This is a genomic window from Citrobacter sp. wls708 (assembly GCF_005281255.1).
Lineage (GTDB): Bacteria > Pseudomonadota > Gammaproteobacteria > Enterobacterales > Enterobacteriaceae > Citrobacter > Citrobacter werkmanii.
Genome location: NZ_SZXE01000016.1, coordinates 241569 through 264508, shown reverse-complemented (window position 1 = coordinate 264508; position 22940 = coordinate 241569). Strand labels below are relative to the sequence as shown.

Sequence of the window (22940 nt, the reverse complement as noted above, 5' to 3'; positions counted from 1 at the left end):
ATAATCCATCACGTTAATTCATGGAAACAGGTTGGTTAGAATATCTTATCTTTTATATATTCATATTCTTATGGCCTGCATTCTTACCTGAGTATTCAACGTGGAGTGGGGTTGGTATATGTCCATTTTATCTCAGCAGCAACTGGAAGCATTGAAGAAAAAAGTCAGAAAGGTTACCGAAACTGAGCTGGAAGAAATTCAACTGGAAGTTGAGCGGACGAATGTCTTTCCTGACTCTTATTACGACGTTTGCCGTAAAAACGATCTGTTTCGTCTGGCAATGCCTGAAGAATTTGGCGGTATGGGACTCAACTGCGAACAGTTCTTTTCGGTGATGGAAGAGTTTTGCCGCGGGCCTGGTGGGATGCGTATGAACCTGCACCACGCCAACGGATTGAACTGGCGAATTATGTACGATCATGGCGCAGAAGATTTGCGTGCTAAATGGTTACCGCTGCTGGCAAATAAAGATGCGTATATTAACTTTGCATTAACTGAGGCGGATTGCGGTTCGGGTGCAGATATTCGTACTACCGCGGTTAAAAAAGGGGATAAATATATTCTTAACGGAACTAAAACGTTGATATCTCATACGGATATATCCGATGGGAGCTATGTTATTGCGGTTACGGATGAGAATAAGCGTAAAAAGGGTGGCTTAACAGCATTCTTTATCGAAACGAATACCCCCGGTTATTACATTGATCCTATGCCGCATATGATGGGGTGCCGTGGTGCGGGTCATGCTTATCTGCGTTTTGAAAACTGCGAAGTCCCTGCGCATAACATTATGGGGAAAGAGGGCGATGGCCTGGATATTTTCATGAATGCGCTGGCGCATTCACGCGCCATGATTGCCGTAACCTGCCTTGGCATGTCACAGCGCTTCCTGGAGCTGGCGATTGCCAGAGCAAAAGATCGTGTGACTTTCGGTAAGGCTCTCGTTTCTCGCCAGGCGATTCAACAAACGCTGGCGGATATGGGCACGCAGGTACATGCGCTGCGCGTCATGCTGCGCGACTGTGCGCAAAAATTCGACCGTGGCGAAGATATTGAGATGGTTTCAGCCATGTGCAAACTGCACGGCATTGATACCGTGCGTACGGTATCGGATAGCTGTCTCGAAATCTTTGGTGGTATTGGCTATTTCGAAGATAACCCGTATGGCCCGGTAGAAAGGATGTACCGCGATGCTCGTGCCCTGTGGTTTGAAGAAGGCCCACGTACCGTGCAGCGACTGACTATCGCACGCCCATTGATTGCCGCAGGTGGTGAGATTCGCTAGTCCGGGGGCGTTTGCACCGTGTCAGAGGTTAGCCGATTGTACGGGACACTAACCTCAGTTTTGGTCGTACGTCGCTGTTTATCCTGTGGCTACGGCCATTTTTGCTTTTTTGCGAGAGTGACCTATGAGTACATCACCAGGGAACAGACGCTGGGGCATTATTGTCCTGCTCATTATTGATTATTTCGTCATGTTTGTGGCGCGAAGTGGGATGTCGATGTGTGGGCCTGCATTAATGCAGGAATATGGCTGGAGCGCTATGCAGTTTGGCTGGGTATCCACGGCGTTTTTCATTGGCTATGCCGTCACAATGTTACCCGCGGGTTTACTGGCGGACAGGTTTGGCGGCGGGGTCGTTTTGGTGACTGGAACATTATGGTGGGCAGTTTTCACATTTCTAACGCCGTTAGGATCAACGCTGGGCATTATGATGTTGCTGCGTATTCTGGTCGGGATTGGCCAAGGGTTGCTTGTGCCGGCTAACTTTTCACTGGCGGCAAAATGGGTACCTAAGCATGAAGCCGGAATGGCGACAGGATTATTGCAGATAGGTTGCCCTACTGGTATTGCCGTTGCCATGGTTCTGGCTGCATGGATAGTCCAACGCTGGGACTGGCAGGCCGTGTTTTACGTTGTATCGGTACCCGGCGTACTGTGGTGTCTACTGTGGTGGAAGCTCGGCAGCAACCGTCCGCAACAGGATACATTTATCACCCAGGGTGAACGAGACTATATTCTGGCTGGGCAAGTCTCTACTGAAATCTCTCCGGCCACACAAAATGAGCCGCTAAGTAAAGGCGATATTCTGGCAACCCCTTCAGTCTGGGCATGCGCCTTATGTTACTTTTGTACCAATTACCTCTTTTTTCTCTTCATGACCTGGCTGCCAACCTACTTTGCTATGGGGCGTGGAATCGATCTCAAACAAAGCGCGATTTTTTCTATGCTGCCGTATCTGGTGGCAATCTTTGCCTATCCGCTGGGGGGCGTAGTTACTGATGCCGCATGTCGTCGATTTGGACAAAACGTCGGACGTAAGATTTCTCCGGTACTGGGGTTATTATTAGCTGGGGTATTTTTGATCCTCGGCACTCAGGCAAATAGCTTGTGGAGTGCCGCCACGCTTATCTCTGCGTCGAACTTCTTCCTGTGCTTCACGATGGCTGCACACTTTTCAATTCCTATTATTTTCTCGCAAAAAGACACCGGTATGTTGGTCGGGCTGAACGGGGTGTTCGGGACGTTGGCGGGTATTCTCTCGCCTGTACTCGCTGGCTGGGTGATTGATGTCTCCGGTGGTCAGTACGAGTACGCACTGTATCTGGGCGCGGGCGTGGCGATTGTCGGAGCCTTCTTTATGTTAATTGCGCGCATTCGGCCAATAGAAAAGAAATCAGCACGCGTAAGCGCCGGTGGCCGTAAAGGATTTGCCGGTTAAACAGGCTACTCATTATTGAGGGAATATGACGTATGAGACCATTAGAGGGCGTTAAGGTCGTTGATCTGACATCATTTCTGGCTGCGCCAACGGTAGCGCGTATTTTAGGTGATTGGGGGGCGGATGTGATCAAAATCGAACCGCCCATCGGCGATCCTGGTCGTACGCAGGCGTCAGTTTTTAATATGCCGTATGAAGATGATGAGAATCCGGCATTTGATATTTCCAATGCCAATAAGCGTTTTCTGTGCCTGAATTTGAAACAGGAGCGAGCGAAAGAAATTGCCTGGCGTATTCTATCCACCGCTGATGTGGTAGTGACCAGCTATCGGACGAAAGCGCTGGAGCGGCTAGGGTTCTCATGGGAAGAGTTGCACCTGCGTTTCCCTCGTTTAATTTTCGCTCAGATTCTGGGGTACGGTGAGCAAGGACCAGAAAAAGATACCGCAGGGTTTGATGCGACGGCCTATGTTTGCCGGGGAGGGATCCTGGGGTCGACAAACGAACGGGGGGAAACGCCGATTAACTCAGTTAATGGGTTTGGCGATTTCCAGGCCTCCATGTGTCTGGTTTCGGGTGTCTGCGCGGCGTTATATGGTCGTACGCTCTCCGGACAGGGGGATAAGGTCACTGTGAGTCTGCATCATACCGCGTTGTTTATGATGAGTATTGCCGTCACATCGGCGCAATACGGCAACGTTTATCCTAAATCCCGTTGTGAAGTCGCGAACCCGTTCAACAATACCTATAAAACCCGTGATGGTCGCTGGATGGTAATTTGTATCCCAGAGTACGATCGCTTTTTCAATAAGTTCATGACGCTACTTGGTCGCGAAGATTTGGTCGACAGTCCCGAGTTTTGTCGTATTGCCGATGTCAATCTGCATGGACGTAACCGGGATATTATCAGGATCATCAGTGAGCAGGTCGCTAAACGCTCGCTTGATGAAATGATGCAGATGCTAAAACAAAACGACTTTGCTCATGAGAAAGGCTTCACGCCTGATGAAATCCTTGACGATGAGCAGGCGTGGGCGACGGACTGTCTGCGAAATGTTGAATATATCACTGGTAACCGACGCGTGCTGGTGACCCCTCCTGTGAACATTGGCAGTATGGGGCCTGCACAAATTCGTCCATCCCGCAGATTAGGGCATGATTCGCAGCAAATTCTTTTGGAATACGGATATTCTGTCGAGGAGATAGCGCGTTTGAATGCCGACGGCGCGGTCATTATGCCCGCATAACCTTAGCCCGCCAGGGGATGACACCGTTGCCGCCTGGTGGGTCCATTTGATTGGGTGGGGAAGCATTGATGACAACGACCATTCCTACTTATGCGTTATATGGCGAGCAGTCGGAACCAGGCTGGGAAAATTTCTTTAATGTAGAAATGATCTCATTGCGTTCAAAACCCCTGAACTGGAAAGCCAGCCCGCATATTCATGACTCATTGATTCAGACCCTCTTTATTCAGAGTGGCGAGGTTGATGTTTTAATGAATTACACCCGGATGAAGTTGAAGGGGCCGGGTCTCATCCTTGTACCTGCGCAGACCGTTCATGGTTTTGATTACCGACCCGGTACGGAAGGGATGACGATCACTGCCTCACAAGGGCCAATGGAGTCGGTAATGGGATTATTGGCGCCCAACGTTCTCACTCTGATGCATAAGCCCTGCGTAATCCCCCTCGATGGCTCCCCAGAAGACGGGAAAATTATTCAGGGTTTTTATCAGTCTTTACAAAAAGAGATGCAGAAACCGAGGGTTAATCATAAGGCAATGTGCATTTCGATTTTTATTTCCATCCTGGTTCACCTCACGCGTATCAGTACCCTGACAGAAGAACAGCAGAAATTTGATATCTGCTCGCGTAAAGCCTCCCAAATAAACAAATTCCTCCTGCTGGTGGATCAGCGCTTTCGCCAGCGGCTGACCGTTAATGATTATTCTGAAGAGATGGGTATGTCCCCGGGGCATCTGTCGCGCTTATGCCGGATAACATTAGGCATGTCCAGCCTGGATGTGATTAATATGCGCGTACTGCAGGAAGCCCAACAGGAACTGGTCTACACCTCTAAGACGATAAAGCAGCTTGCGGCTTTTTTAGGATTCAATGATGAAGCCTACTTTACGCGTTTTTTCCATAAACATACGGGTGTCAGCCCAGGACAGTACAGGGAGTTGGCCTTACAAAAAATATCTACAGGGGAGGTGTGCCAGGTTATGGGCGCTGCTGATGAGAAAGAGTGCATTACGCAATAACCCCCCACCCGTAAGACGGGTGGGGTTGTTACAGTAAATCAGACGCAGTTAACGGACAACCAGTACCGGCAGAGTGGCGTGGCGGACAACGCTGGAGGCGTTTGAGCCGAGCAGGTGGGTACTGATGGACGGGTTACGTGACCCAATGACCACCACATCCGCATTCAACTCTTCACCCAACTCGTTGACCACGTCACGGACGCTACCAAAGCGCACGTGTTGTTTAATGCGGGAGGGATCGATGCTGAAGTGACCGACCATTGTTTGCAGACGCGTTTCCGCTTCGTGTTGCAGATGCTCTTCAAAACGACGAACGTCTGCCGCAAAGCGGTGCAGGCTTAAGCTTGCTGAGCCTGGCAGCACATGCAGCAGATGGATAACGCCGTTTTCCTGTGCCAGGAATTCTGCATGGCGAATAGCCTTGTCACTCAGTTCCATTTCGAATACATCAACAGGCATTATGATTGTGTTGTACATAAACATTCTCCTTGTCATTACATGAACACATAACAGCATAGTATTAAAAATGATTCTGTCAGTCACGGCACAGATTTATGTTTTGCGAACAGGAAATAACGTGAGGAGCGGGGAGATGAGGAGTAACCGGAAAGAGGATGCAGATGCATCCCCTGCAAGATAAAGCGAATAGCTTTGATAAGACAGAGTTAGCGCAGGTAGTCGCCCGCAGCTTCTGGTTGGTACTCAAGCTCGATGACTTCGAGGTGTGTTGATGTACCGCCCGGCAGTTCCCAGTGAATGGTGTCGCCAACGCGCAGGCCCAGCAGTGCCGCGCCAACAGGCGCCATGACGGAAAGCTGTGTGCTGCTGTCAGTCATATTAGCCGGATACACCAGGGTACGCACACGGACTTCGCCATCACTCAGATTGCGGAATTTCACGCGGCTGTTCATGGTCACGACATCGTGCGGCATGGTTTCTGGAGAACACATTTGCGCGCGATCCAGCTCGGCGTTCAGGGCGTCGGCAATGGGTAAACCAGCAAACGCAGGTTGCTCCAACAGGCGGTCAATGCGTTCCGCATCGAGGTCGTTAATGATGATAGTTGGTCTGGACATTTATTACTCCATGTCGTCGATACTGCGGGTGCGCAGGTAAATAATCCCAAAAGAAAACCCTCACCGTCAGGCGGCAAGGGTTTAGCTTGTATGATGATACTGAGACTTACCCCATGTTTGAAGTGATTTAGTTCACATTCAGGTAAATCATCAATATTGTCGCATATGGTGTGATTTTAGCCGAAAAACGTGATCGTTCTCCAATTTGCATTATGCTTTTTAAGCGCTCGTTGCGGGTGCGTCAATACAACTCAGTGTTCCGCTACAGGAGATCTCATGAGCCAGTACGACAAACTTACCTTAAAAGACGGCAGCTATTTGCATTTTAAAGACTGGGGAAGTGGACAGCCCATCGTGTTCAGTCATGGTTGGCCGCTGACAGCAGATGCGTTTGAGGATCAGATGCTGTTTCTTGGGTCGAAAGGATTTCGTGTGATCGCCCATGACAGGCGAGGACATGGCCGCTCGGCCCAACCGTGGGATGGCCACAATATGGATCAGTATGCTGACGATCTGGCTGAACTTACCGCGCATCTCAATCTTAAAGATGCCGTGCATGTTGGGCACTCTACCGGCGGTGGGGAAGTGGCGCGTTATATTGGCCGCCATGGGACGCAGCGGGTGGCAAAAGTGGTGTTAATTGGCGCGGTGACGCCCATCATGATCAAGACCGACTTTAACCCGAATGGCGTGCCGAAAGAGGTGTTTGATGGCATCCGGGAAGGGGTAGTGAACGATCGCGCCGCCTTTTTCTATGAACTGACCGCGGCATTCTATGGTTATAACCGTCCGGGCGCAAAAGAGTCGAAAGCCGTCCGGGAAAGTTTTGTTGAACAGGGCTTACAAGGGTCCATCAAAGCGTTGTACGACTGCATTCATGCGTTTTCAGAAACAGACCTGCGTGGCGATCTCGAAAAAATGACCATCCCGACGCTGGTGATCCACGGCGATGACGATCAGATTGTCCCGTTTGAAACCTGCGGCAAGGTCGCGGCAGAAATATTGCCGGATGCGCAGTTGAAGGTATATGCCGGTGGTTCTCACGGTATTTGCACCACCCATAAACAGCAGATCAATGGCGATCTGCTCAACTTTATTCAGTCGTAATCTTTAACGGATTGTTCTACGCTGATCTTCTTTTTCCAGGGAGATGAGCGAAGCATAATTCGTGCTGCGCTACCGTTAATGACACCAGAGAAGGCTATGTATTTCTATCAACCATCACAGGGACACGGCTTACCGCACGACCCGCTAAATGCCATCATTGGACCGCGCCCCATTGGCTGGATTGCGTCGCGCGACAGTAACGGGCGACATAACCTGGCGCCATACAGTTTCTTTAATTGCTTTAACTACCATCCGCCGATTATTGGTTTTGCCAGCAGCGGCTGGAAAGACAGCGTGCGGAATATTGTCGAAACCGGTGAGTTTGTCTGGAACCTGACCACCCTTGAACTGGCTGGCGCGATGAATGAAACGTCTGCCAGCTTGCCGCACGGCGAGGACGAGTTTTTTGCCGCTGGGCTGAATAAAGCCGACAGCCGGATTGTCAGCGTGCCGCGCGTGGCGCAAAGCCCGGTTAATTTTGAGTGCCGTTTATCGCAAACTCTGCAACTGACCACTGCTGACGGCGCGCCTGTAGAAACCTGGCTGGTGCTGGGAGAAGTGGTGGGCATCCATATAGACGAAACGCTACTGGAAGAAGGCATCTACCAGACGGCGAAAGCGAAGCCGGTACTGCGTGCGGGTGGACCCACGGCGTACTATTCAATCAGTGAAACACACCGTTTTGATCTGGTTCGCCCGGACGCCCGTTTGCAACGCTAAGCATGCAGACCGACGCCCGGTTTGCGCGTCGGTCGTGATTTTCAGTATCCAGCCCTGTCGATAATAAACTGTTTACCGCAGTTACCCGGATGCGGCTGCGGTAAGAATGACTGCGCAGATAGCGGTTGATTGATGGTGTCGGCTTTCAGGGATAGCTGGATCTCTGTGAGATAAGCCGGATTGCCGTGGCAGCTTAGCTTCACGGCTTTGACATTCTCTTTGCCCCAGTTTTTGGCGATAGCGGCGTCAAATGCGTTGCGGCTGACGGTTTTGCCGTAGTTATCCGCGAGGAACTTGCCCGCTTCGCTGTTTTTGAATTCATTATTCAGCCGCACCATCGTGCCAAAGTACACGTCGGGATCAAAACCAAAACAGGCGCCGTGTTTGGCATACTCGTAGCGTTCCAGGCAGGATGTTCCGCCAGCGCCTGGCATCACCGCGCTCAGTTTCGCCGCGCTCTCCAGTGACAGGCCGGTTTCAGGCGCTGCGCATTTACGGCTGGCACGCGCTTCAGGCAGGTTAGGAATGGGGCGTGTTGCGCAGCCAAAACGCATCCAGCGGCGGTTGTCTACCCCGCGAGCGGCGATCGATTTTGGCAGGCTGGGCCATAAACCGTGAACGGTCAGGAAATCGGCTTTGTCTGCTATCTCTTTTTGCAGACGACATTCGTCGGGTTCCTGACGATTACGCTCGTGTTGGCTTTGACAGAAACCGGTTTGCCAGGAGAGGGCCAGCACGTAGCGGTCAAAATCAGCGTACTGTTTTGCCTGAAGTTCATCGGCCTGAGCCGCAGAAACTGGCAGCAGAAGCGCTGCCAGTAAAGAAGAATAACGCCACGTTGATGTCATGATGATTTCGGATACTTATATAAATTCTGAATATCATCTATTTAATCATAAAAAAATGCCAGTCAGGTTTAGCTGACTGGCATCATTTTCATCAGGCGTGAGCCGGAATGATTAGCTCCACATTGCCAGAATCGGCCAGCCGACCAGCAGAAGCATAGCGATGTAGATAACGCCGAAGATAGCTCCCAGACGCCAGTAGTCTTTAGACTTCACATAACCACAACCGTAGATGATAACGCCAGGGCCGGTTGCATACGGCGTCAGGCAGCCCATGATACCGATGGACAGCACCAGCAGGATACACAGATGTTCCATTGGAACGCCCGGGATACCTTTACCGACCGCCAGGATAACCGGCAGCATGGTGGCGGTGTGTGCGGAAAGGCTGGCGAACAGGTAGTGAGCAAAGTAGAACACCAGCACCAGCACGATCACGGTCGCGTTAGGTGAGAAGCCTTCCAGGTGCGTGCTCATGGTGTTAGCGAACCAGTCGATGAAGCCTGAACGGGTCAAACCATTTGCCATAACAACCAGCGTGGCGAGGTTTACCAGTGTGTTCCATGCGCTGTTATAGCGGGTAATATCTTTCCACGGTACAACGTGTAGCGCCAGCATCAGGGAAACCGCCAGCAGACCCACCGCGGTGGCATCAATCAGTTTACCCCCGAAGACCCACAGACCCAGGCTGAGCAGAACCAGACCGATCAGGGTCAGCTCTTTACGCGTCAGTTTACCCATGGTTTTCAGTTCTTCACCGGCCCATGCGGCAACTTCAGCACTGTGAGTGACTTCTGGTTTGTACAGAACATAGGACAGCCACGGCGCAACGATCAGCAAAATAATACCGACCGGCAGGAAGCTGAGGAACCATTGCAGCCAACTGATTTGAATGCCAGCAATTTTGTTGACGAATTCCAGACCCAGTACGTTCGGCGCCGCGCCGGTCACGAACATAGAGGAGCTCAGGCTGGTACTGATGACCATCATCCACATCAGATATCCGCCGATACGGCGCGCGGAAGGATCGTTCGGGAATGATTTAAACAGCGGCGGCAGGTTTTTGATAACCGGGAATACGGTACCACCGGTACGCGCGGTGTTGGACGGTGTAAACGGCGCCAGCAGGATGTCGATAATAACAATCGCATAGCCCAGCGTCAGGGTACGTTTACCCATGAATTTCACCATGAACAGCGCGATACGACGACCCAGGCCGGTAACTTCATAACCCAGTGCGAAAATAAACGCGCCAAACACCAGCCACACGGTGGTGCTGGAGAAGCCCGCCAGACCCCATTTCAGCGCTTGCTTACCCGCTTTGAATGCCGGGTCGGCCAGCTCGGATGCGTCAAACAGCAGATAGTTACTGCCGATAACGCAGATCGTCACTGCGATAAAGCTGATTGCCGTTGCCGGAATTGGCTCCAGAATCATCCCGACAATCATGGCCACGAACACGGCAAAATAGTGCCATGCCTGTGGGGGCATGCCATCAGGGACGGGGATAAGAAACATGACACCCATGACTACCAATGGGGCCAGTAACTTCCAAATTTTATCTTTTGCTAAAGACATGTGTGTGATTCTCCGGAAAGGATCTTTAATTGTGATAATGATGAACTTGTGAAATCTGAGCTAAGAACCATGTGACGATCAGCAGATCGGCGCAGCCTCCAGGACTGAGGTTGCGTTCAATGCACTGTTGGTCGAACTGGCGTAGGTATTCGAGATCGGCAGGGGTACGAATTCCGCCTTGTTGTAACAACGTGGAGGCCTGCTGCTGTAACCAGCGCAAACCTTCTGCGCCACCACGGGAAGCCACGTTGGTGTCGCCGTTGATAGACATCAGCAGCAGTAACGTATCGAGTAACGCCAGTTCAGGATCGCGGCCCTCAGCCAGCAGTGCACGGTAGTGCGGCAGAGCATGCTGAATGACGAGGGGATATCCTGCTTCGGCTTCGCCGCGTGCGCCGGTTAATCCCAGTTGCTGATAAAGACGTTGGCCAGCCGTGAGTTGTTGGTTGTTCTGGCGCAGTTCGCGCTCGGTCAGGCCACGGCAAAATGTTGCTGCCGTAGAGCAAAGGGTTTCAGCGGTAACGCTCAGGCGGAGCTGGAGCAGGCGGCCAATGGCGGCGCACAGTAATCCCAGCGAGAAGATGCTGCCTTTATGGGTGTTCACTCCGGCAGTAGCGCGAAACATATCGGCTTCGCAGGCCATGCCCAGCGGACGTAGTCCTGGCAGGACATCTTCCGGCGACTGCTGTGCGCTAAATGCGCCGTATTCGATAAAACGCGGCAGCCATGTCTGAATCGCTTCAGCACTGCGATAAAAATCTTCCAGCGCCATGTCTTTATGCGCGCCGTTATTAATACGATCCACCAGACCCGGTTTAGGCGACAGGTTGACTTCCGTCAGCATGGCGCGCCACGCCAGCGTGGCGTAAGCGTCAGGCAGATCCAGAGGAAGAACTGCGTTATGAGTTGATGTTGCGGGAATCGGCATCATGCAGCAGTGCCTCCATCTGAGTGAGTAAGTCGGAAAGCGCGTGAGTTTTACCCCGCGCGCATTCGGCAGCGCTTTGCTCGCATAGCAGACAGCGGCGGGCAGGGAGCGCGAAATGACGCCGGGACAGAATTTCCCCTTCAGGGTTCAGGACGTCGATGTCCCATAACCGTCCCAGCGGATGTGAATGCTCAAGTCCGATAGTGGCGAGCTTGAGGTACTGGGCCGGAGCCTCAATGGCCAGCAGGCCTTCCGGTCCGCTGGCAGAGACCAGCGCAGTTTGCTCCCTGACAATCCAGGCGGATTTTTCCGCCAGCGCGAGCAGGGCGGTGACGCCGTGATTAAAGATGCGACGGGTTAATTCGCTGTCTTTAATCGGACCTGGCGCGACCACGGTAAACGAGACCAGTGGCGCGTGATGATGCGTGAGCCAGGCATGCTGCCTTGCTTGTCTCTCATCTCGGCTGGCGAGCAGCTCAGGGATGGAAACCGCGTGGCAGGTGGCGTGTTCAGGGAGCAGGTGCATAGCTTATTCCTTCACCTGATGCACAACGTCAATTACCGAACCATCGCGGTAGCGCACAACGGCAATTACGCGATCGGTAAATTCGATGGCGCGCGGTTGACCGGTTAGCTGCTGTGCACGTTCGCGCAGCCATTCAATCGACACCACTTTCATGCCAGCTTCTTGCAGGCGTTCCGCCAGTTCAGGGCGAGCAGGGTTGACGGCGATACCGTGGTCGGTAACCAGAATGTCAACGCTGGAACCAGGGGTTACGCAGGTCAGCACGTTATCTACCAATGTCGGGATGCGTCCACGAACCAGCGGTGCGACGATGATAGAAAGCGCTGCGGCCACAGCCGTATCGCAGTGACCACCGGAAGCGCCACGCAGTACGCCGTCGGAGCCGGTCAGTACGTTAACGTTGAAGTTGGTGTCTACTTCTAATGCGCTCAGTACCACAACGTCCAGGCGGTCAACGGATGCGCCTTTCGAGCCCCAGTTAGCGTACTGGTTAGCGCTGATCTCAATGTGGTTTGGATTGCGGGCCAGAGATTTCGCGGCGGTACTGTCGAAGCTTTGTACATCCAGCAGTTTGCGGATTAAGCCTTTTTCATGCAGATCAACGATGGTGGCGGTAATGCCGCCCAGCGCGAAATCGGCATGGATGTCACGGCTACGCATTTTGTCTTCCAGGAAACGGGTAACGGCCAGAGACGCGCCGCCGGTTCCTGTCTGCAATGAGAAACCTTCATTGAAGTAACCGGAGTTAGCAATGACGTCTGCCGCGCTGCGGGCGATCAACAATTCACGCGGATTGGTGGTCATACGGGTCGCGTCAGCACCAATTTTGTCCGCATCGCCGACCTGGTCGATCTGCACGATCAGATCCACTTGATCCTGGGTAATGCTGGCCGGGTTGTGCGGATAGCTCAGCAGTTGTTCTGTCAGCAGAACAACCTGCCTGGCGTTCTCGGCATCGACGCGGGCATAGCCCAGTGAGCCGCAGCATGCTTTGCCGGTATAACCGTTAGCATTACCAAACTGGTCGCACGCCGGTACGCCGAGGAATGCGACATCAATGTTGAGTTCGCCACTTTGCACCAGGTGTACACGACCACCGTGGGAGTGGATTTGCACCGGCTCAGCCAGCAGACCACGAGAGATCTCTTCTGCCAGCGGGCCACGCAGCCCGGAGGTATAAATTCGGCTGACCACGCCCTGACGGATGTGCTCAACCAGCGGCGCGTGGCAGTCGCTCAGGGAGCTTGAGGCCAGCGTCAGATTTTTAAAGCCCATGTTGGCGATGGCGTCCATCACCAGGTTAATCGTCAGATCGCCACCGCGAAATGCGTGGTGGAAAGAGATAGTCATACCATCCTGTAAACCTGAACGACGAATGGCGTCTTCCAGATTAGCGCACAGCTTTTTGTCGCGCGGTTTTTGCGCCTGCAATTCTACTTTTGCGGTGCTCTGATAAGCGGAAAGCTCGCTTTCTGCATGACGGCTCCAGGTCGCCACGCGATCCTGGCGTTGAGACTGTTCGATTTTCTGCGTCATTTTTTTGCCTTATTCTTCGCGAATGCCGGAAAGTTCTGCACGGGAGATAACCAGAAGGGCGCGCTCGATAACCGGGCTGTCGACCATCTTGCCGTTCAGGGAAACCACGCCACGACCTTCGCGGGCGGCAGCTTCAGCGGCTTCCACCACCTGACGGGCATGAGCCAGCTCTTTGCGCGTCGGGGCATAGAGGTTATGCAGAAGTTCAATCTGGCGAGGGTTGATCAGCGACTTGCCGTCAAAACCCAGTTGCTTGATGTGTGAGGCTTCGTGCAGGAAACCTGCTTCGTTGTTGGCATCGGAATAGACGGTATCGAATGCCTGAATACCGGCAGAGCGTGCAGCCTGCAAAATAGAGCAGCGGGCAAACAGCAGTTCAGTGCCTTCCGGGGAACGTTCAGTGCGCAGGTTACGCACATAATCTTCAGCACCCAGTGCAATACCAATCAGACGCTCGGAAGCGTGGGCGATTTCTACCGCGCGGGTAATGCCTAACGGCGATTCGATAGCGGCTAACAGACCGGTGCTGCCGGGTTCGCGACCACAGGCGTTTTCGATGCGCAGGATTTCGCTTTCGATGTCGATGACATCCTGTGCGGTATCGGTTTTCGGTAAACGCACGATGTCGGCGCCGCCGCGCACAACGGCTTCGAGGTCATTGATGCCCCATTCGGAGTCGAGGGCGTTTACGCGCACGATGGTTTCTACGTCGTGATACAGCGGATGTTGCAGCGCGTGGTACACCATGCGGCGGGCGGTATCTTTTTCACGCAGCGCGACGGAGTCTTCCAGGTCGAACATCAGCGCATCAGCCGGGTAGATAAACGAGTTGCTGACCATGGCGGCATTGGCGCCCGGTACGAACAACATGCTACGGCGGGTACGGGTTTTACGTTGTTGTAAAGATTCGGCAATCACTGGCAATCCTCCCATGGCAGTGCCGGAATACCGCCAGCGCGGGCCAGTAGTGCTTCCAGTCGCGCACGTAAAATGCAGTCCAGTGCGCCTTTATCATCAACATTTAATTGCACGCCGCGTACGTTGTAGCGGGACAGTACGTCCAGAATGGTGGCCCGAATGGCATCACCGAACTGCTTTTCGACGCTACTGTTAACCTGCAGGTCAATATCCTGCGAATCGAGTGGGGCGATGCGAATCATCACATCACCGGACTCGAGTGTGCCTGCGACGGCTGCCTGGTTTATTTTCATTTTTCACCTGTTGCTAATGCGGGGGTATTTTGGCGGACTGCCGCACCCGATGAGGCTCGTTCAACCATGCTTTGCAGATAGCGCAGCGTGGCGTCAGGAACCAGGGATGCGATAGCCGTGAGATCTTTTTTAACCAGCAGCTTGCGCACCCAGGAGGCGGAAATCGGCATCTCCTGGAAGCACAGCCGCTCAATTTCCACCAGTTCAATCGGTGGGGCGGGAAGCGTTGGGGTCTCCAGCCAGTAACGCATATCGTTGTTGTACTGGGAGGTGACGGTGCAATACGGCTCGGTACCCACGAAACGGTGCGTAACACCGAGAGCCGGGGCCAGGTACTGGCGGAAGATTTTCAGGTCTATTTCGGTGTAGCAGTGGTTAATAACGCTCTGCTCTTTGATGAAGTAGCACGGGAACGTGGCGCGGGAAATGATGTATTCCGAACCGCGATGCACGGTTAAACGCGGAATGTCTTTTGTCCCTTTAAGTACCAGATCCAGTCGGTCTTCATACGGAAAACGCGAGGTATCTTCTTTCACCAAAAACAGATGCAGCCAATCACATTGCGCGGCCGCCTGTTGGATCAGAAAACGATGACCGTTGGTGAAGGGGTTGGCGTTCATGACGATACAGCCAATTTTTTTCCCTTCATGACGCTGTTTTGCCAGCGATTCGGCGTAGCGTTTCAGCCGCGTGGTGCTGTTTTCCATCAACACCATAATGCCGGGCACGCTGGTGAGTGTGGAAAAGCCGCACTGTTTAAACAGCGATTCGTACTCGGTTTTGGTATAGATGAAGAGGTGCGTACAGTGGCGCTCATAGGCGAGGTTGATGAGTTCTGTCGCCAGCGTCAGCGCCAGGCCTTCACCGCGCACGGACTCACAAATCGCGACGCACTTAATGATATTTCCGGCGATACCGCCACAGGCAATCAGGCGATCGTCACGGGTGACGGTGATAAATACTTCGACGGTGGTATCAACGCTCAGATCGTTCTCTTTCAGAAATTGCGCGATAGCCGCCATCTTTTTATTTTCTGAGCGTTTAACTTGCGTGAATATATTATTACCGAACATAGTAAATAGAGCCCCGATGCTATATTTGTTACTGGGTTTCTGTTTTTGTTGCTCTGATTAGCAACCTGATAACGTTTTGTTTGCAATTGAAGGGAATGGTTTTTTATTACGGAGTATTTCTTTTTTTCCCTGCTGCATACATCGTAAGGAGTATTTTGGAGGTAATTTTTGATTTATTTCACAATAAGTTAGAAGGTTTTAATGTGTTTTATGGTTTTAAGTTTTTTAATTAATTTAACCCGGAAATAGCGCGTGGTTTTAATTTGTTTAATTGATTTAAGGTGGGGAATCTGCAACGATCCTGTTTTATATCGTCACTTTTAAATAAAACATTTTTATTACAACTACAATAGAAAATAAGTTTCGGTAACGTCGGTGAGGAAAATTTATGGCAGAACAGAAAAATAAAACACGGTTTCCTTTTTTTCGCAGTCTGGCGTTTCCGTTACGCATTTTTCTGCTCATTCTGGTCGTTTCTGTTCTTATTATCGCAGCGTTAGCACAATACTTTACCGCCAGTTTTGAAGATTATCTGACGACACATGTCCGCGATATGGCAATGAACCAGGCCAAAATCATCGCCTCTAATGACAGCATCATCACGGCGGTGAAGCATCGTGATTACAAGCGTCTGGCGACTATTGCCGACAAACTACAGAGCGGGACTGATTTCGATTATGTGGTGATTGGAGATACCCACTCTATTCGTCTTTATCATCCGAACCCGGAAAAAATTGGTTACCCGATGCAGTTCACCAAGCCTGGCGCGCTGGAAAAAGGTGAGAGCTACTTTATTACCGGCAAAGGATCTATTGGGATGGCAATGCGCGCCAAAACCCCTATCTTTGATGACGATGGCAAAATCATTGGCGTGGTCTCAATTGGCTATCTGATCAGTAAAATTGATAGCTGGCGATCGGATTTCTTACTGCCAATGGCTGGGGTATTTATCCTGCTGTTGTTGGTACTTATGCTGCTCTCCTGGTTTTTTGCTGCCCATATTCGTCGGCAGATGTTGGGGATGGAGCCTAAACAAATCGCGCGGGTGGTGCGTCAGCAGGAAGCGCTGTTCAGCTCGGTGTATGAAGGGTTGATTGCCGTGGATCCTGACGGATATATCACTGCGATAAACCGCAGTGCGAGGAAAATGCTGGGGCTGTCATCGCCGGGCAGAAAGTGGCTGGGCAAACCGGTAAATGAAGTCGTTCAGCCAGCGGACTTTTTCACCCAGCAGATTGCGGAACAACGCCAGGATGCGATGGTTAATTTTAATGGGTTGAGCGTTATCGCCAACCGTGAGGCGATTCGCTCCGGTGACGAACTGCTCGGCGCCATTATCAGTTTTCGTAGTAAAGATGAAATTGCTACCCTTAATGCGCAATTAACGCAAATCAAACAGTATGTTGAGAGCCTGAGAACGCTGCGTCATGAGCACCTGAACTGGATGTCGACTATCAATGGCCTGCTGCAAATGAAAGAGTATGACCGGGTGCTGGCTATGGTTCAGGGCGAGTCACAGGCGCAGCAACAACTGATTGACAGCCTGCGCGGCGCCTTTGCCGATCGTCAGGTGGCGGGTCTGTTATTTGGTAAGGTGCAACGTGCGCGGGAACTGGGTCTTACGATGACCATTGTTCCTGGCAGCCAACTGCGCCAACTGCCTGAAGGGCTGGATAGCACAGAGTTTGCAGCAATTGTTGGCAATCTGCTTGATAATGCATTTGAAGCGAGTTTACGCACCCAGCAAGGCAACAAAGTCGTCGAACTTTATTTGAGCGACGAAGGGGATGATGTGGTCATCGAAGTTGCCGATCAGGGATGCGGTGTACCGGAAGCATTGCGTGAAAAAATATTTGAACAGGGTGTAAGCACCCGTACCGATGAACCAGGCGAACATGGCATCGGTTTGTATCTGATTGCAAGTTATGTGAGGCGCTGTAACGGGGTGATTACGCTCGAAGATAACTCCCCTTGCGGCACCTTATTTTCTTTATTTCTTCCGAAAGTGAAAAAAAATAATGACGGAACCATTAACGCTACTGATCGTTGAGGATGAAACGCTACTGGCGGAAATGCATGCTGAATATATCCGCCATATACCCGGCTTCAGCCAGATATGGCTGGCGGGTAATCTTGCGCAGGCAAGAATGATGATTGAGCGTTTTAAGCCCGGTTTGATTCTTCTTGATAACTACTTGCCGGACGGTAAGGGTATTACTTTGTTGCATGAGCTGACCCAAGCGCGTTATCCGGGCGGTGTGGTCTTTACCACGGCGGCCAGCGATATGGAAACGGTCTCCGAGGCCGTGCGCAGCGGCGCGTTTGATTATCTGGTCAAACCTATCGCTTACGAGCGGTTGGGGCAGACGCTGACGCGGTATCAACAGCGCAGACGTATGCTGGCAGGCAATGACAGCGCCAGTCAAAAGCAGATTGATGAAATGTTTAACGCCTATGCGCGCGGCGAGCCGAAAGGCGATTTGCCGACCGGGATTGATGCGTTAACGCTGAATGCGGTGCTGAAGCTATTTGCCGATCCGACGGTACATCATACTGCGGAAACGATCGCTCAGGCGCTCACCATCAGTCGTACGACCTCCAGACGCTATCTGGAGTACTGCGCCAGCCGCCATTTGATTATCGCGGAGATTATTCACGGGAAGGTAGGCAGGCCGCAGCGTATTTATCACGGCGGCTAATACACGTCATCCTTTAAGCTGCCTCTTTGTTGGCTGCGTGCAGAAACCCCAGTCACATAGTTATCTATGCTCCTGGGGATTTCTTTACTTGCCGCCGCGATGCAGCATAAATGATTTTGTGTATTAAGGTCAGGTATTGACAGGTATCGTTAACCGCCAATCAGGGCAGACATTGCCGGTACCATCACTTCGGTGGCGATAATCACCACCAGCAGTCCGACCAGCACCGGAACCGAGGTACGTTTCACAACTTCGAACGGAGAAATCTTCGCCATCCCAGCCACAGCCACAACGACGCCGGAGACTGGGGAAATGGTACGCCCGAGGTTGGAGGCCTGAAGCATCGGGATAGCGAGGTAAGCCGGGTTAATGCCGGAAGAGTGTGCCAGTTTCGGGATCATCTCAACGAAAGCATAGAACGGCGCGTTACCGGAACCCGTGGTCATTGCCGCCAGCATGGTCAGGATCACCAGTACCAGCATCAGAATAATACTCGCTGAGCCAAACGAGGTGGCGATAGAAATCAGGCTTTGAATAAAGCCGATGGTACTCAAGCCCTGGGCAAAAATACCCGCAGCGACGAGCAGCATCACTACGTTAGCAAAGGCGTCCGCCATGCCCCGGTAAGCGACCTCCAGGCCTGAAAACACCTTCTGAGTATTGAATCCGCGAACAAATTCCAGAACAGCGGCGATGAGCATGCATAGTACCAGGATAGTAATAATGTGCAGCTGCGGACCCCATTTACCATCAAAAATCAGAACGCCTACGATCGGTGTAAACGGCAGGATGGCGTAAAACGACGGCGCGGTAGTGGTGATTTCTGCTACGTCTAACATTTCGTGAGAAATGTTCTCTTTTTTATCCAGATAGCGCTGCCAGAAAAAGTGTGCGATCGCCATAGCAATGATGGCGGCAATGGAAATTGGCAGCGTGGTTTTAAACGCGAAATCAATCAACGGCATTTCTGCGGCTTTTGCCGCCAGCACCACATCACCGGATGTCGGTGAAAGAATGATTGCGGCAGGGGAAGCGCATATGGCCGCCGCGGCGCCACGGCTGATCCCAACGTTAACCATAACCGGGAAAAGCGTTGCCATCAGCAATACGCCCAGGCCGGTAGCTGACGAGACTGCCAGCGACATCAGACAGGCGACAAAATAGGCGGCAATCATCAACAGATAAGGTGAGTTGATATATTGCAGCGGTTTGGAGGCCAGCTTAACGACCATATCGTTCGCGCCAATATGCGTCATGTAGGCGGCAAAACCGCACAGCATCATAATCATCATGCCGAGATCGCCACCGCGGCTCATCAGCAAAATTTTAATGTATTCAACAATGTCTGTAGCAGTATAGCCCGTCGTTGCTGCGCTGGAAGGCAGAACTTTATGTCCCATCACCGCACTGATAATCAGCAAAACCAGACCGCCAACAAACAGTACGCCGGTGGCGGAATAACCTTTGATGATGTAGCGCGCTACACCCACAATAACCACAACCCCAATAAGGAGTTCAATAAATGTCAACATTGTTTCCCCTGTCGCATTGCTGCCCGGAAAGTAAAAAAACTAAAAAAAGTAAAAAGTGGTGACAGAATGTGCCTAATAAACCGATAACTATTGCTGATTGAAATCAATAAAAATACGGATTCAACCGATGGCCTGACTATTTTTTCAACATCGTGGTTTAAAAAAGAATATCCCCGGCAAAAACTGTGAAACAGCATTGCTGTTGTGTGTGTTTTGATATGAGAGTGTTAAATTATTGTTTCTTTATTTGTCCATCACGTTTGAAAAGAACAATTTATTAGCAATCAAGAGAAAATTATTCCTGTAATAAAGCCCAGCAAATAGGGGGGAATCATCTTATAAGTATTGCCCGAAGAATATTCTGATTTTTTATCTGCGCATTTTTGTTAAGTTAACATTAAGGTTGAGTTTGCTACAATTGCTAATAACTCCCAGGATGGTAATTAAGTTGTGATTGTCGCTAAACGATATTTTCTCATTTTTTCATTTCTTTTTATTCAGTTAGCTTTCATTCCCCAAGGGGCTGCTGAAGATAAAGGCTGGTTTGCCACGTTTAAAGATAATGTCAGTGAAACCTGGCAGCAGCCGGAGCATTATGACCTGTATGTACCGGCTATTACCTGGCATGCCCGTTTTGCCTACGATAAAGAAAAAACGGATCGCTACAATGAACGCCCATGGGGGGCCGGATTTGGCCAGTCCCGTTGGGATGATAAAGGTAACTGGCACGGGCTTTATATTATGGCCTTTAAGGATTCCTACAATAAATGGGAACCGATTGGCGGCTACGGCTGGGAGAAAACCTGGCGACCGCTGCCTGATGAAAACTTCCATACCGGCCTTGGCTTTACCGCTGGTTTTACCGCACGCGATAACTGGAACTACATTCCCGTACCGGTGCTGTTACCGCTGGCGTCAATCGGTTATGGTCCGGCAACGTTTCAGATGACCTACATTCCAGGAACCTATAACAATGGTAACGTCTACTTTGCGTGGTTACGCTTCCAGTTTTGATGGACTGCCTGTATTGTCAGTCAGGTTTTAAAAAAACCATTAAAAACATATGGATGGAAACGGTTACTGAAAAATAACGCGACATTTATCACTTTTTGATAAAGTTCGACTGGACAAAGCGCATCACAATTGTTGTACTGATACCCGACACAGCATTTGTGTCTATTTTTCATGTAAAGGTAATTTTGATGTCTAAGATTAAAGGTAACGTTAAGTGGTTTAATGAGTCCAAAGGATTCGGTTTCATTACTCCGGAAGATGGCAGCAAAGACGTGTTCGTACACTTCTCTGCAATCCAGACCAATGGTTTTAAAACTCTGGCTGAAGGTCAGCGCGTAGAGTTCGAAATCACTAACGGTGCCAAAGGCCCTTCTGCTGCAAACGTAATCGCTCTGTAAGCATACGACAGCAAGCATTCAAAACCCGCTTAATTGCGGGTTTTTTTCGCTCTAATGTGCGGGAGAGGCAGAAACCAGCCAGAATGCCAGGGCGGTCATCGCAAATGACCCCAGCAGATTAACCAGCACATTCACCATAGCCCAGCCAACGCGTCCTTCCTGAAGTAAAAACACGACCTCTGCCGAGAAGGTGGAGAACGTTGTCAACCCGCCGCAAAAGCCGGTAGTAATCAGTACTTTCCACATTGGATCGATGTTTGTCATGCGATTAAACCACGCCAGACCCATACCAATGATAAACGCGCCAAGTAAGTTTGCCGCCAGCGTACCGAATGGGATAGCCTGATGCAGTGGGTTGAAGCGCATGCTCAACATCCATCTTGCTACGCTACCTGTACCACCACCGATAAAAACCGCTAAAAGAAGTTGTAACACTGCTAAATCCTGCTATTTGATTGTATATAGGATGAGTGTAACGCTGAATAATCACTGTTGGCGAGCCTGACAAACTTTTCTGGAGGGAATATGTTCGTTGCAGCAGGGCAGTTTGCCGTGGGTCCTTCGTGGGAAAAGAATGCAGAAACCTGCGCTTCATTAATGTCTCAGGCCGCAGGAGAGGGAGTATCGTTGTTGGTACTACCGGAGGCGTTGCTGGCCCGTAACGATATTGACCCTGACCTGTCAGTGAAGTCAGCGCAATTGCTGGAGGGTGGGTTCCTGACGCGTTTACTCCGAGAAAGCGCGCAAAATGAGATGACGACAATTCTGACGATTCATGTTCCTTCTGTGCCAGGTCGGGCTTTTAATATGCTGGTGGCGTTGCGGGGAGGTCGGGTTGTTGCCCATTATGCAAAATTGCATCTTTACGACGCGTTTGCGATTCAGGAGTCGCGGAATGTCGATGCAGGAGACGCCATAGCGCCGCTGCTGGACGTAGACGGATTAAAGGTAGGGTTGATGACCTGCTATGACCTGCGTTTCCCTGAGCTGGCGTTAGCGCACGCTCTGCAGGGGGCCGACATTCTCGCTTTACCTGCCGCCTGGGTGCGGGGAGCGCTAAAAGAGCATCACTGGGCAACATTGTTGGCGGCAAGGGCTCTTGATGCCACTTGCTATGTTATTGCCGCTGGAGAATGTGGTAATAAGAACATTGGGCAAAGCCGGGTCATCGATCCCTTTGGGGTGACCATTGCCGCAGCGGCAGAAACGCCGGCGCTGATTATGACCGAGGTTTCAGCAGAGCGGGTAAAGCAGGTCAGGGCGCAACTTCCGGTGTTAATTAACCGACGCTTTGCGCCACCGCAATTATTATGACGTTTTTTTAAACAAGACTTGATTCACCTTGTTACAGATTGCTATTGTGTGCGCGCGTCGAAAGGCCGTTAATATTCTCAGGTTAATATGGCGCATTATGTAGCCTGGTTTAAGTTAAGAAGGTATCTATGGGTGAGATTAGTATTACCAAACTGCTGGTGGTTGCCGCACTGGTCGTTCTGCTGTTTGGTACCAAGAAGTTACGTACACTGGGTGGAGACCTGGGAACGGCAATTAAGGGCTTTAAGAAAGCGATGAACGACGATAATACCGATGCCAGGAAAGAGGCTGATGGTAGCGTTCAGGCGGAAAAGCTCTCTCATAAAGAGTAATATCAGGAGCATGATGCTCATACTGTGTGCTCTGTATGAAAAAAACCGGCAAATTGCCGGTT

At 51.2% G+C, this 22940-nt stretch carries 24 protein-coding genes; 12 read left to right on the top strand and 12 right to left on the bottom strand.

From position 1 onward, the window contains the following. The first annotated feature begins 118 nt into the window (after positions 1-118). The 4 genes from FDW97_RS11035 to FDW97_RS11020 all read left to right on the top strand — a co-directional run bounded on the left by FDW97_RS11035 (position 119) and on the right by FDW97_RS11020 (position 4989). The gene (locus FDW97_RS11035; RefSeq protein ID WP_038638685.1) at positions 119-1285 is read left to right on the top strand and encodes an acyl-CoA dehydrogenase family protein; all 1167 of its coding nucleotides are present in this window, start codon (positions 119-121) and stop codon (positions 1283-1285) included. A gap of 124 nt (positions 1286-1409) precedes the next feature. Continuing rightward, positions 1410-2723: an MFS transporter gene (locus FDW97_RS11030; RefSeq protein ID WP_069323146.1), complete on the top strand. Its 1314-nt coding sequence runs from the start codon at positions 1410-1412 to the stop codon at positions 2721-2723. 32 nt (positions 2724-2755) lie between these two features. Then, complete coding sequence (locus tag FDW97_RS11025) at positions 2756-3970, top strand: CaiB/BaiF CoA-transferase family protein (RefSeq protein ID WP_038638690.1); 1215 nt, start codon at positions 2756-2758, stop codon at positions 3968-3970. Between the two features lie 68 nt (positions 3971-4038). Continuing rightward, on the top strand, positions 4039-4989 hold the full coding sequence (locus FDW97_RS11020; RefSeq protein ID WP_038638694.1) for a helix-turn-helix domain-containing protein: 951 nt from the start codon (positions 4039-4041) through the stop codon (positions 4987-4989). Between the two features lie 48 nt (positions 4990-5037). Here FDW97_RS11020 and uspG read toward each other — a convergent pair whose 3' ends face one another. Together uspG and rnk are read right to left on the bottom strand one after the other, a co-directional pair. Further along, entirely contained in the window at positions 5038-5466 is a 429-nt protein-coding gene (uspG, locus tag FDW97_RS11015) for a universal stress protein UspG (RefSeq protein ID WP_016152215.1), read from the bottom strand. Between the two features lie 188 nt (positions 5467-5654). Next, positions 5655-6065, bottom strand: a complete 411-nt coding sequence (gene rnk, locus FDW97_RS11010; protein ID WP_005120853.1) for a nucleoside diphosphate kinase regulator — start codon at positions 6063-6065, stop codon at positions 5655-5657. 276 nt (positions 6066-6341) lie between these two features. On the opposite strand from rnk, the gene FDW97_RS11005 reads away from it, so the two are divergent. Further along, positions 6342-7172: an alpha/beta fold hydrolase gene (locus FDW97_RS11005; protein ID WP_137351043.1), complete on the top strand. Its 831-nt coding sequence runs from the start codon at positions 6342-6344 to the stop codon at positions 7170-7172. A gap of 96 nt (positions 7173-7268) precedes the next feature. Beyond that, on the top strand, positions 7269-7892 hold the full coding sequence (locus FDW97_RS11000) for a flavin reductase family protein (RefSeq protein ID WP_087857129.1): 624 nt from the start codon (positions 7269-7271) through the stop codon (positions 7890-7892). A gap of 41 nt (positions 7893-7933) precedes the next feature. Here the strand turns inward: FDW97_RS11000 and rna are convergent, their stop codons facing one another. The 8 genes from rna to citC all read right to left on the bottom strand — a co-directional run bounded on the left by rna (position 7934) and on the right by citC (position 15589). Continuing rightward, positions 7934-8740 carry a ribonuclease I gene (gene rna, locus FDW97_RS10995; RefSeq protein ID WP_137351042.1) on the bottom strand — a complete coding sequence of 269 codons (807 nt, stop codon included), beginning with the start codon at positions 8738-8740 and terminating at the stop codon, positions 7934-7936. 111 nt (positions 8741-8851) lie between these two features. Beyond that, positions 8852-10315 carry a citrate/succinate antiporter CitT gene (citT, locus tag FDW97_RS10990; protein ID WP_038638704.1) on the bottom strand — a complete coding sequence of 488 codons (1464 nt, stop codon included), beginning with the start codon at positions 10313-10315 and terminating at the stop codon, positions 8852-8854. Between the two features lie 25 nt (positions 10316-10340). Next, positions 10341-11246: a triphosphoribosyl-dephospho-CoA synthase CitG gene (gene citG, locus FDW97_RS10985; RefSeq protein ID WP_069323151.1), complete on the bottom strand. Its 906-nt coding sequence runs from the start codon at positions 11244-11246 to the stop codon at positions 10341-10343. Next, on the bottom strand, positions 11215-11769 hold the full coding sequence (gene citX, locus FDW97_RS10980) for a citrate lyase holo-[acyl-carrier protein] synthase (RefSeq protein ID WP_137351041.1): 555 nt from the start codon (positions 11767-11769) through the stop codon (positions 11215-11217). Before citX ends, citG begins: the two co-directional genes overlap by 32 nt. A 3-nt stretch (positions 11770-11772) precedes the next feature. After that, positions 11773-13305: a citrate lyase subunit alpha gene (citF, locus tag FDW97_RS10975; RefSeq protein WP_038638713.1), complete on the bottom strand. Its 1533-nt coding sequence runs from the start codon at positions 13303-13305 to the stop codon at positions 11773-11775. A 9-nt stretch (positions 13306-13314) separates the two neighbouring features. After that, complete coding sequence (locus FDW97_RS10970; RefSeq protein WP_137351146.1) at positions 13315-14223, bottom strand: aldolase/citrate lyase family protein; 909 nt, start codon at positions 14221-14223, stop codon at positions 13315-13317. Further along, positions 14220-14516, bottom strand: a complete 297-nt coding sequence (citD, locus tag FDW97_RS10965; RefSeq protein ID WP_003831276.1) for a citrate lyase acyl carrier protein — start codon at positions 14514-14516, stop codon at positions 14220-14222. Before citD ends, FDW97_RS10970 begins: the two co-directional genes overlap by 4 nt. After that, the gene (citC, locus tag FDW97_RS10960; protein WP_038638718.1) at positions 14513-15589 is read right to left on the bottom strand and encodes a [citrate (pro-3S)-lyase] ligase; all 1077 of its coding nucleotides are present in this window, start codon (positions 15587-15589) and stop codon (positions 14513-14515) included. Before citC ends, citD begins: the two co-directional genes overlap by 4 nt. Positions 15590-15977: 388 nt before the next feature. Between citC and dpiB the strand changes: the two genes are divergently transcribed. Both dpiB and dpiA read left to right on the top strand, forming a co-directional pair. Further along, positions 15978-17639, top strand: a complete 1662-nt coding sequence (dpiB, locus tag FDW97_RS10955; RefSeq protein WP_038638721.1) for a sensor histidine kinase DpiB — start codon at positions 15978-15980, stop codon at positions 17637-17639. After that, positions 17608-18288 (top strand): two-component response regulator DpiA, encoded by a 681-nt coding sequence (gene dpiA, locus FDW97_RS10950; RefSeq protein ID WP_003831279.1) that lies wholly within the window; start codon positions 17608-17610, stop codon positions 18286-18288. The genes dpiB and dpiA overlap by 32 nt, the downstream gene beginning before the upstream one ends. A gap of 149 nt (positions 18289-18437) precedes the next feature. Here the strand turns inward: dpiA and dcuC are convergent, their stop codons facing one another. Beyond that, a complete protein-coding gene (dcuC, locus tag FDW97_RS10945; protein WP_137351040.1) occupies positions 18438-19820 on the bottom strand; it encodes an anaerobic C4-dicarboxylate transporter DcuC in 1383 nt (460 codons plus the stop codon). A gap of 450 nt (positions 19821-20270) precedes the next feature. Here dcuC and pagP point away from each other — a divergent pair, with 450 nt between their 5' ends. Both pagP and cspE read left to right on the top strand, forming a co-directional pair. Beyond that, entirely contained in the window at positions 20271-20834 is a 564-nt protein-coding gene (gene pagP, locus FDW97_RS10940; RefSeq protein ID WP_038638726.1) for a lipid IV(A) palmitoyltransferase PagP, read from the top strand. Between the two features lie 188 nt (positions 20835-21022). Next, positions 21023-21232, top strand: a complete 210-nt coding sequence (gene cspE / locus FDW97_RS10935) for a transcription antiterminator/RNA stability regulator CspE (protein ID WP_000034825.1) — start codon at positions 21023-21025, stop codon at positions 21230-21232. Positions 21233-21283: 51 nt separating this feature from the next. Here cspE and crcB read toward each other — a convergent pair whose 3' ends face one another. Continuing rightward, entirely contained in the window at positions 21284-21667 is a 384-nt protein-coding gene (gene crcB, locus FDW97_RS10930; RefSeq protein ID WP_137351039.1) for a fluoride efflux transporter CrcB, read from the bottom strand. 90 nt (positions 21668-21757) lie between these two features. On the opposite strand from crcB, the gene FDW97_RS10925 reads away from it, so the two are divergent. Together FDW97_RS10925 and tatE are read left to right on the top strand one after the other, a co-directional pair. Then, positions 21758-22546 carry a deaminated glutathione amidase gene (locus FDW97_RS10925; protein ID WP_137351038.1) on the top strand — a complete coding sequence of 263 codons (789 nt, stop codon included), beginning with the start codon at positions 21758-21760 and terminating at the stop codon, positions 22544-22546. Positions 22547-22674: 128 nt separating this feature from the next. Next, on the top strand, positions 22675-22878 hold the full coding sequence (gene tatE / locus FDW97_RS10920; protein ID WP_038638735.1) for a twin-arginine translocase subunit TatE: 204 nt from the start codon (positions 22675-22677) through the stop codon (positions 22876-22878). Positions 22879-22940: the final 62 nt, after the last annotated feature.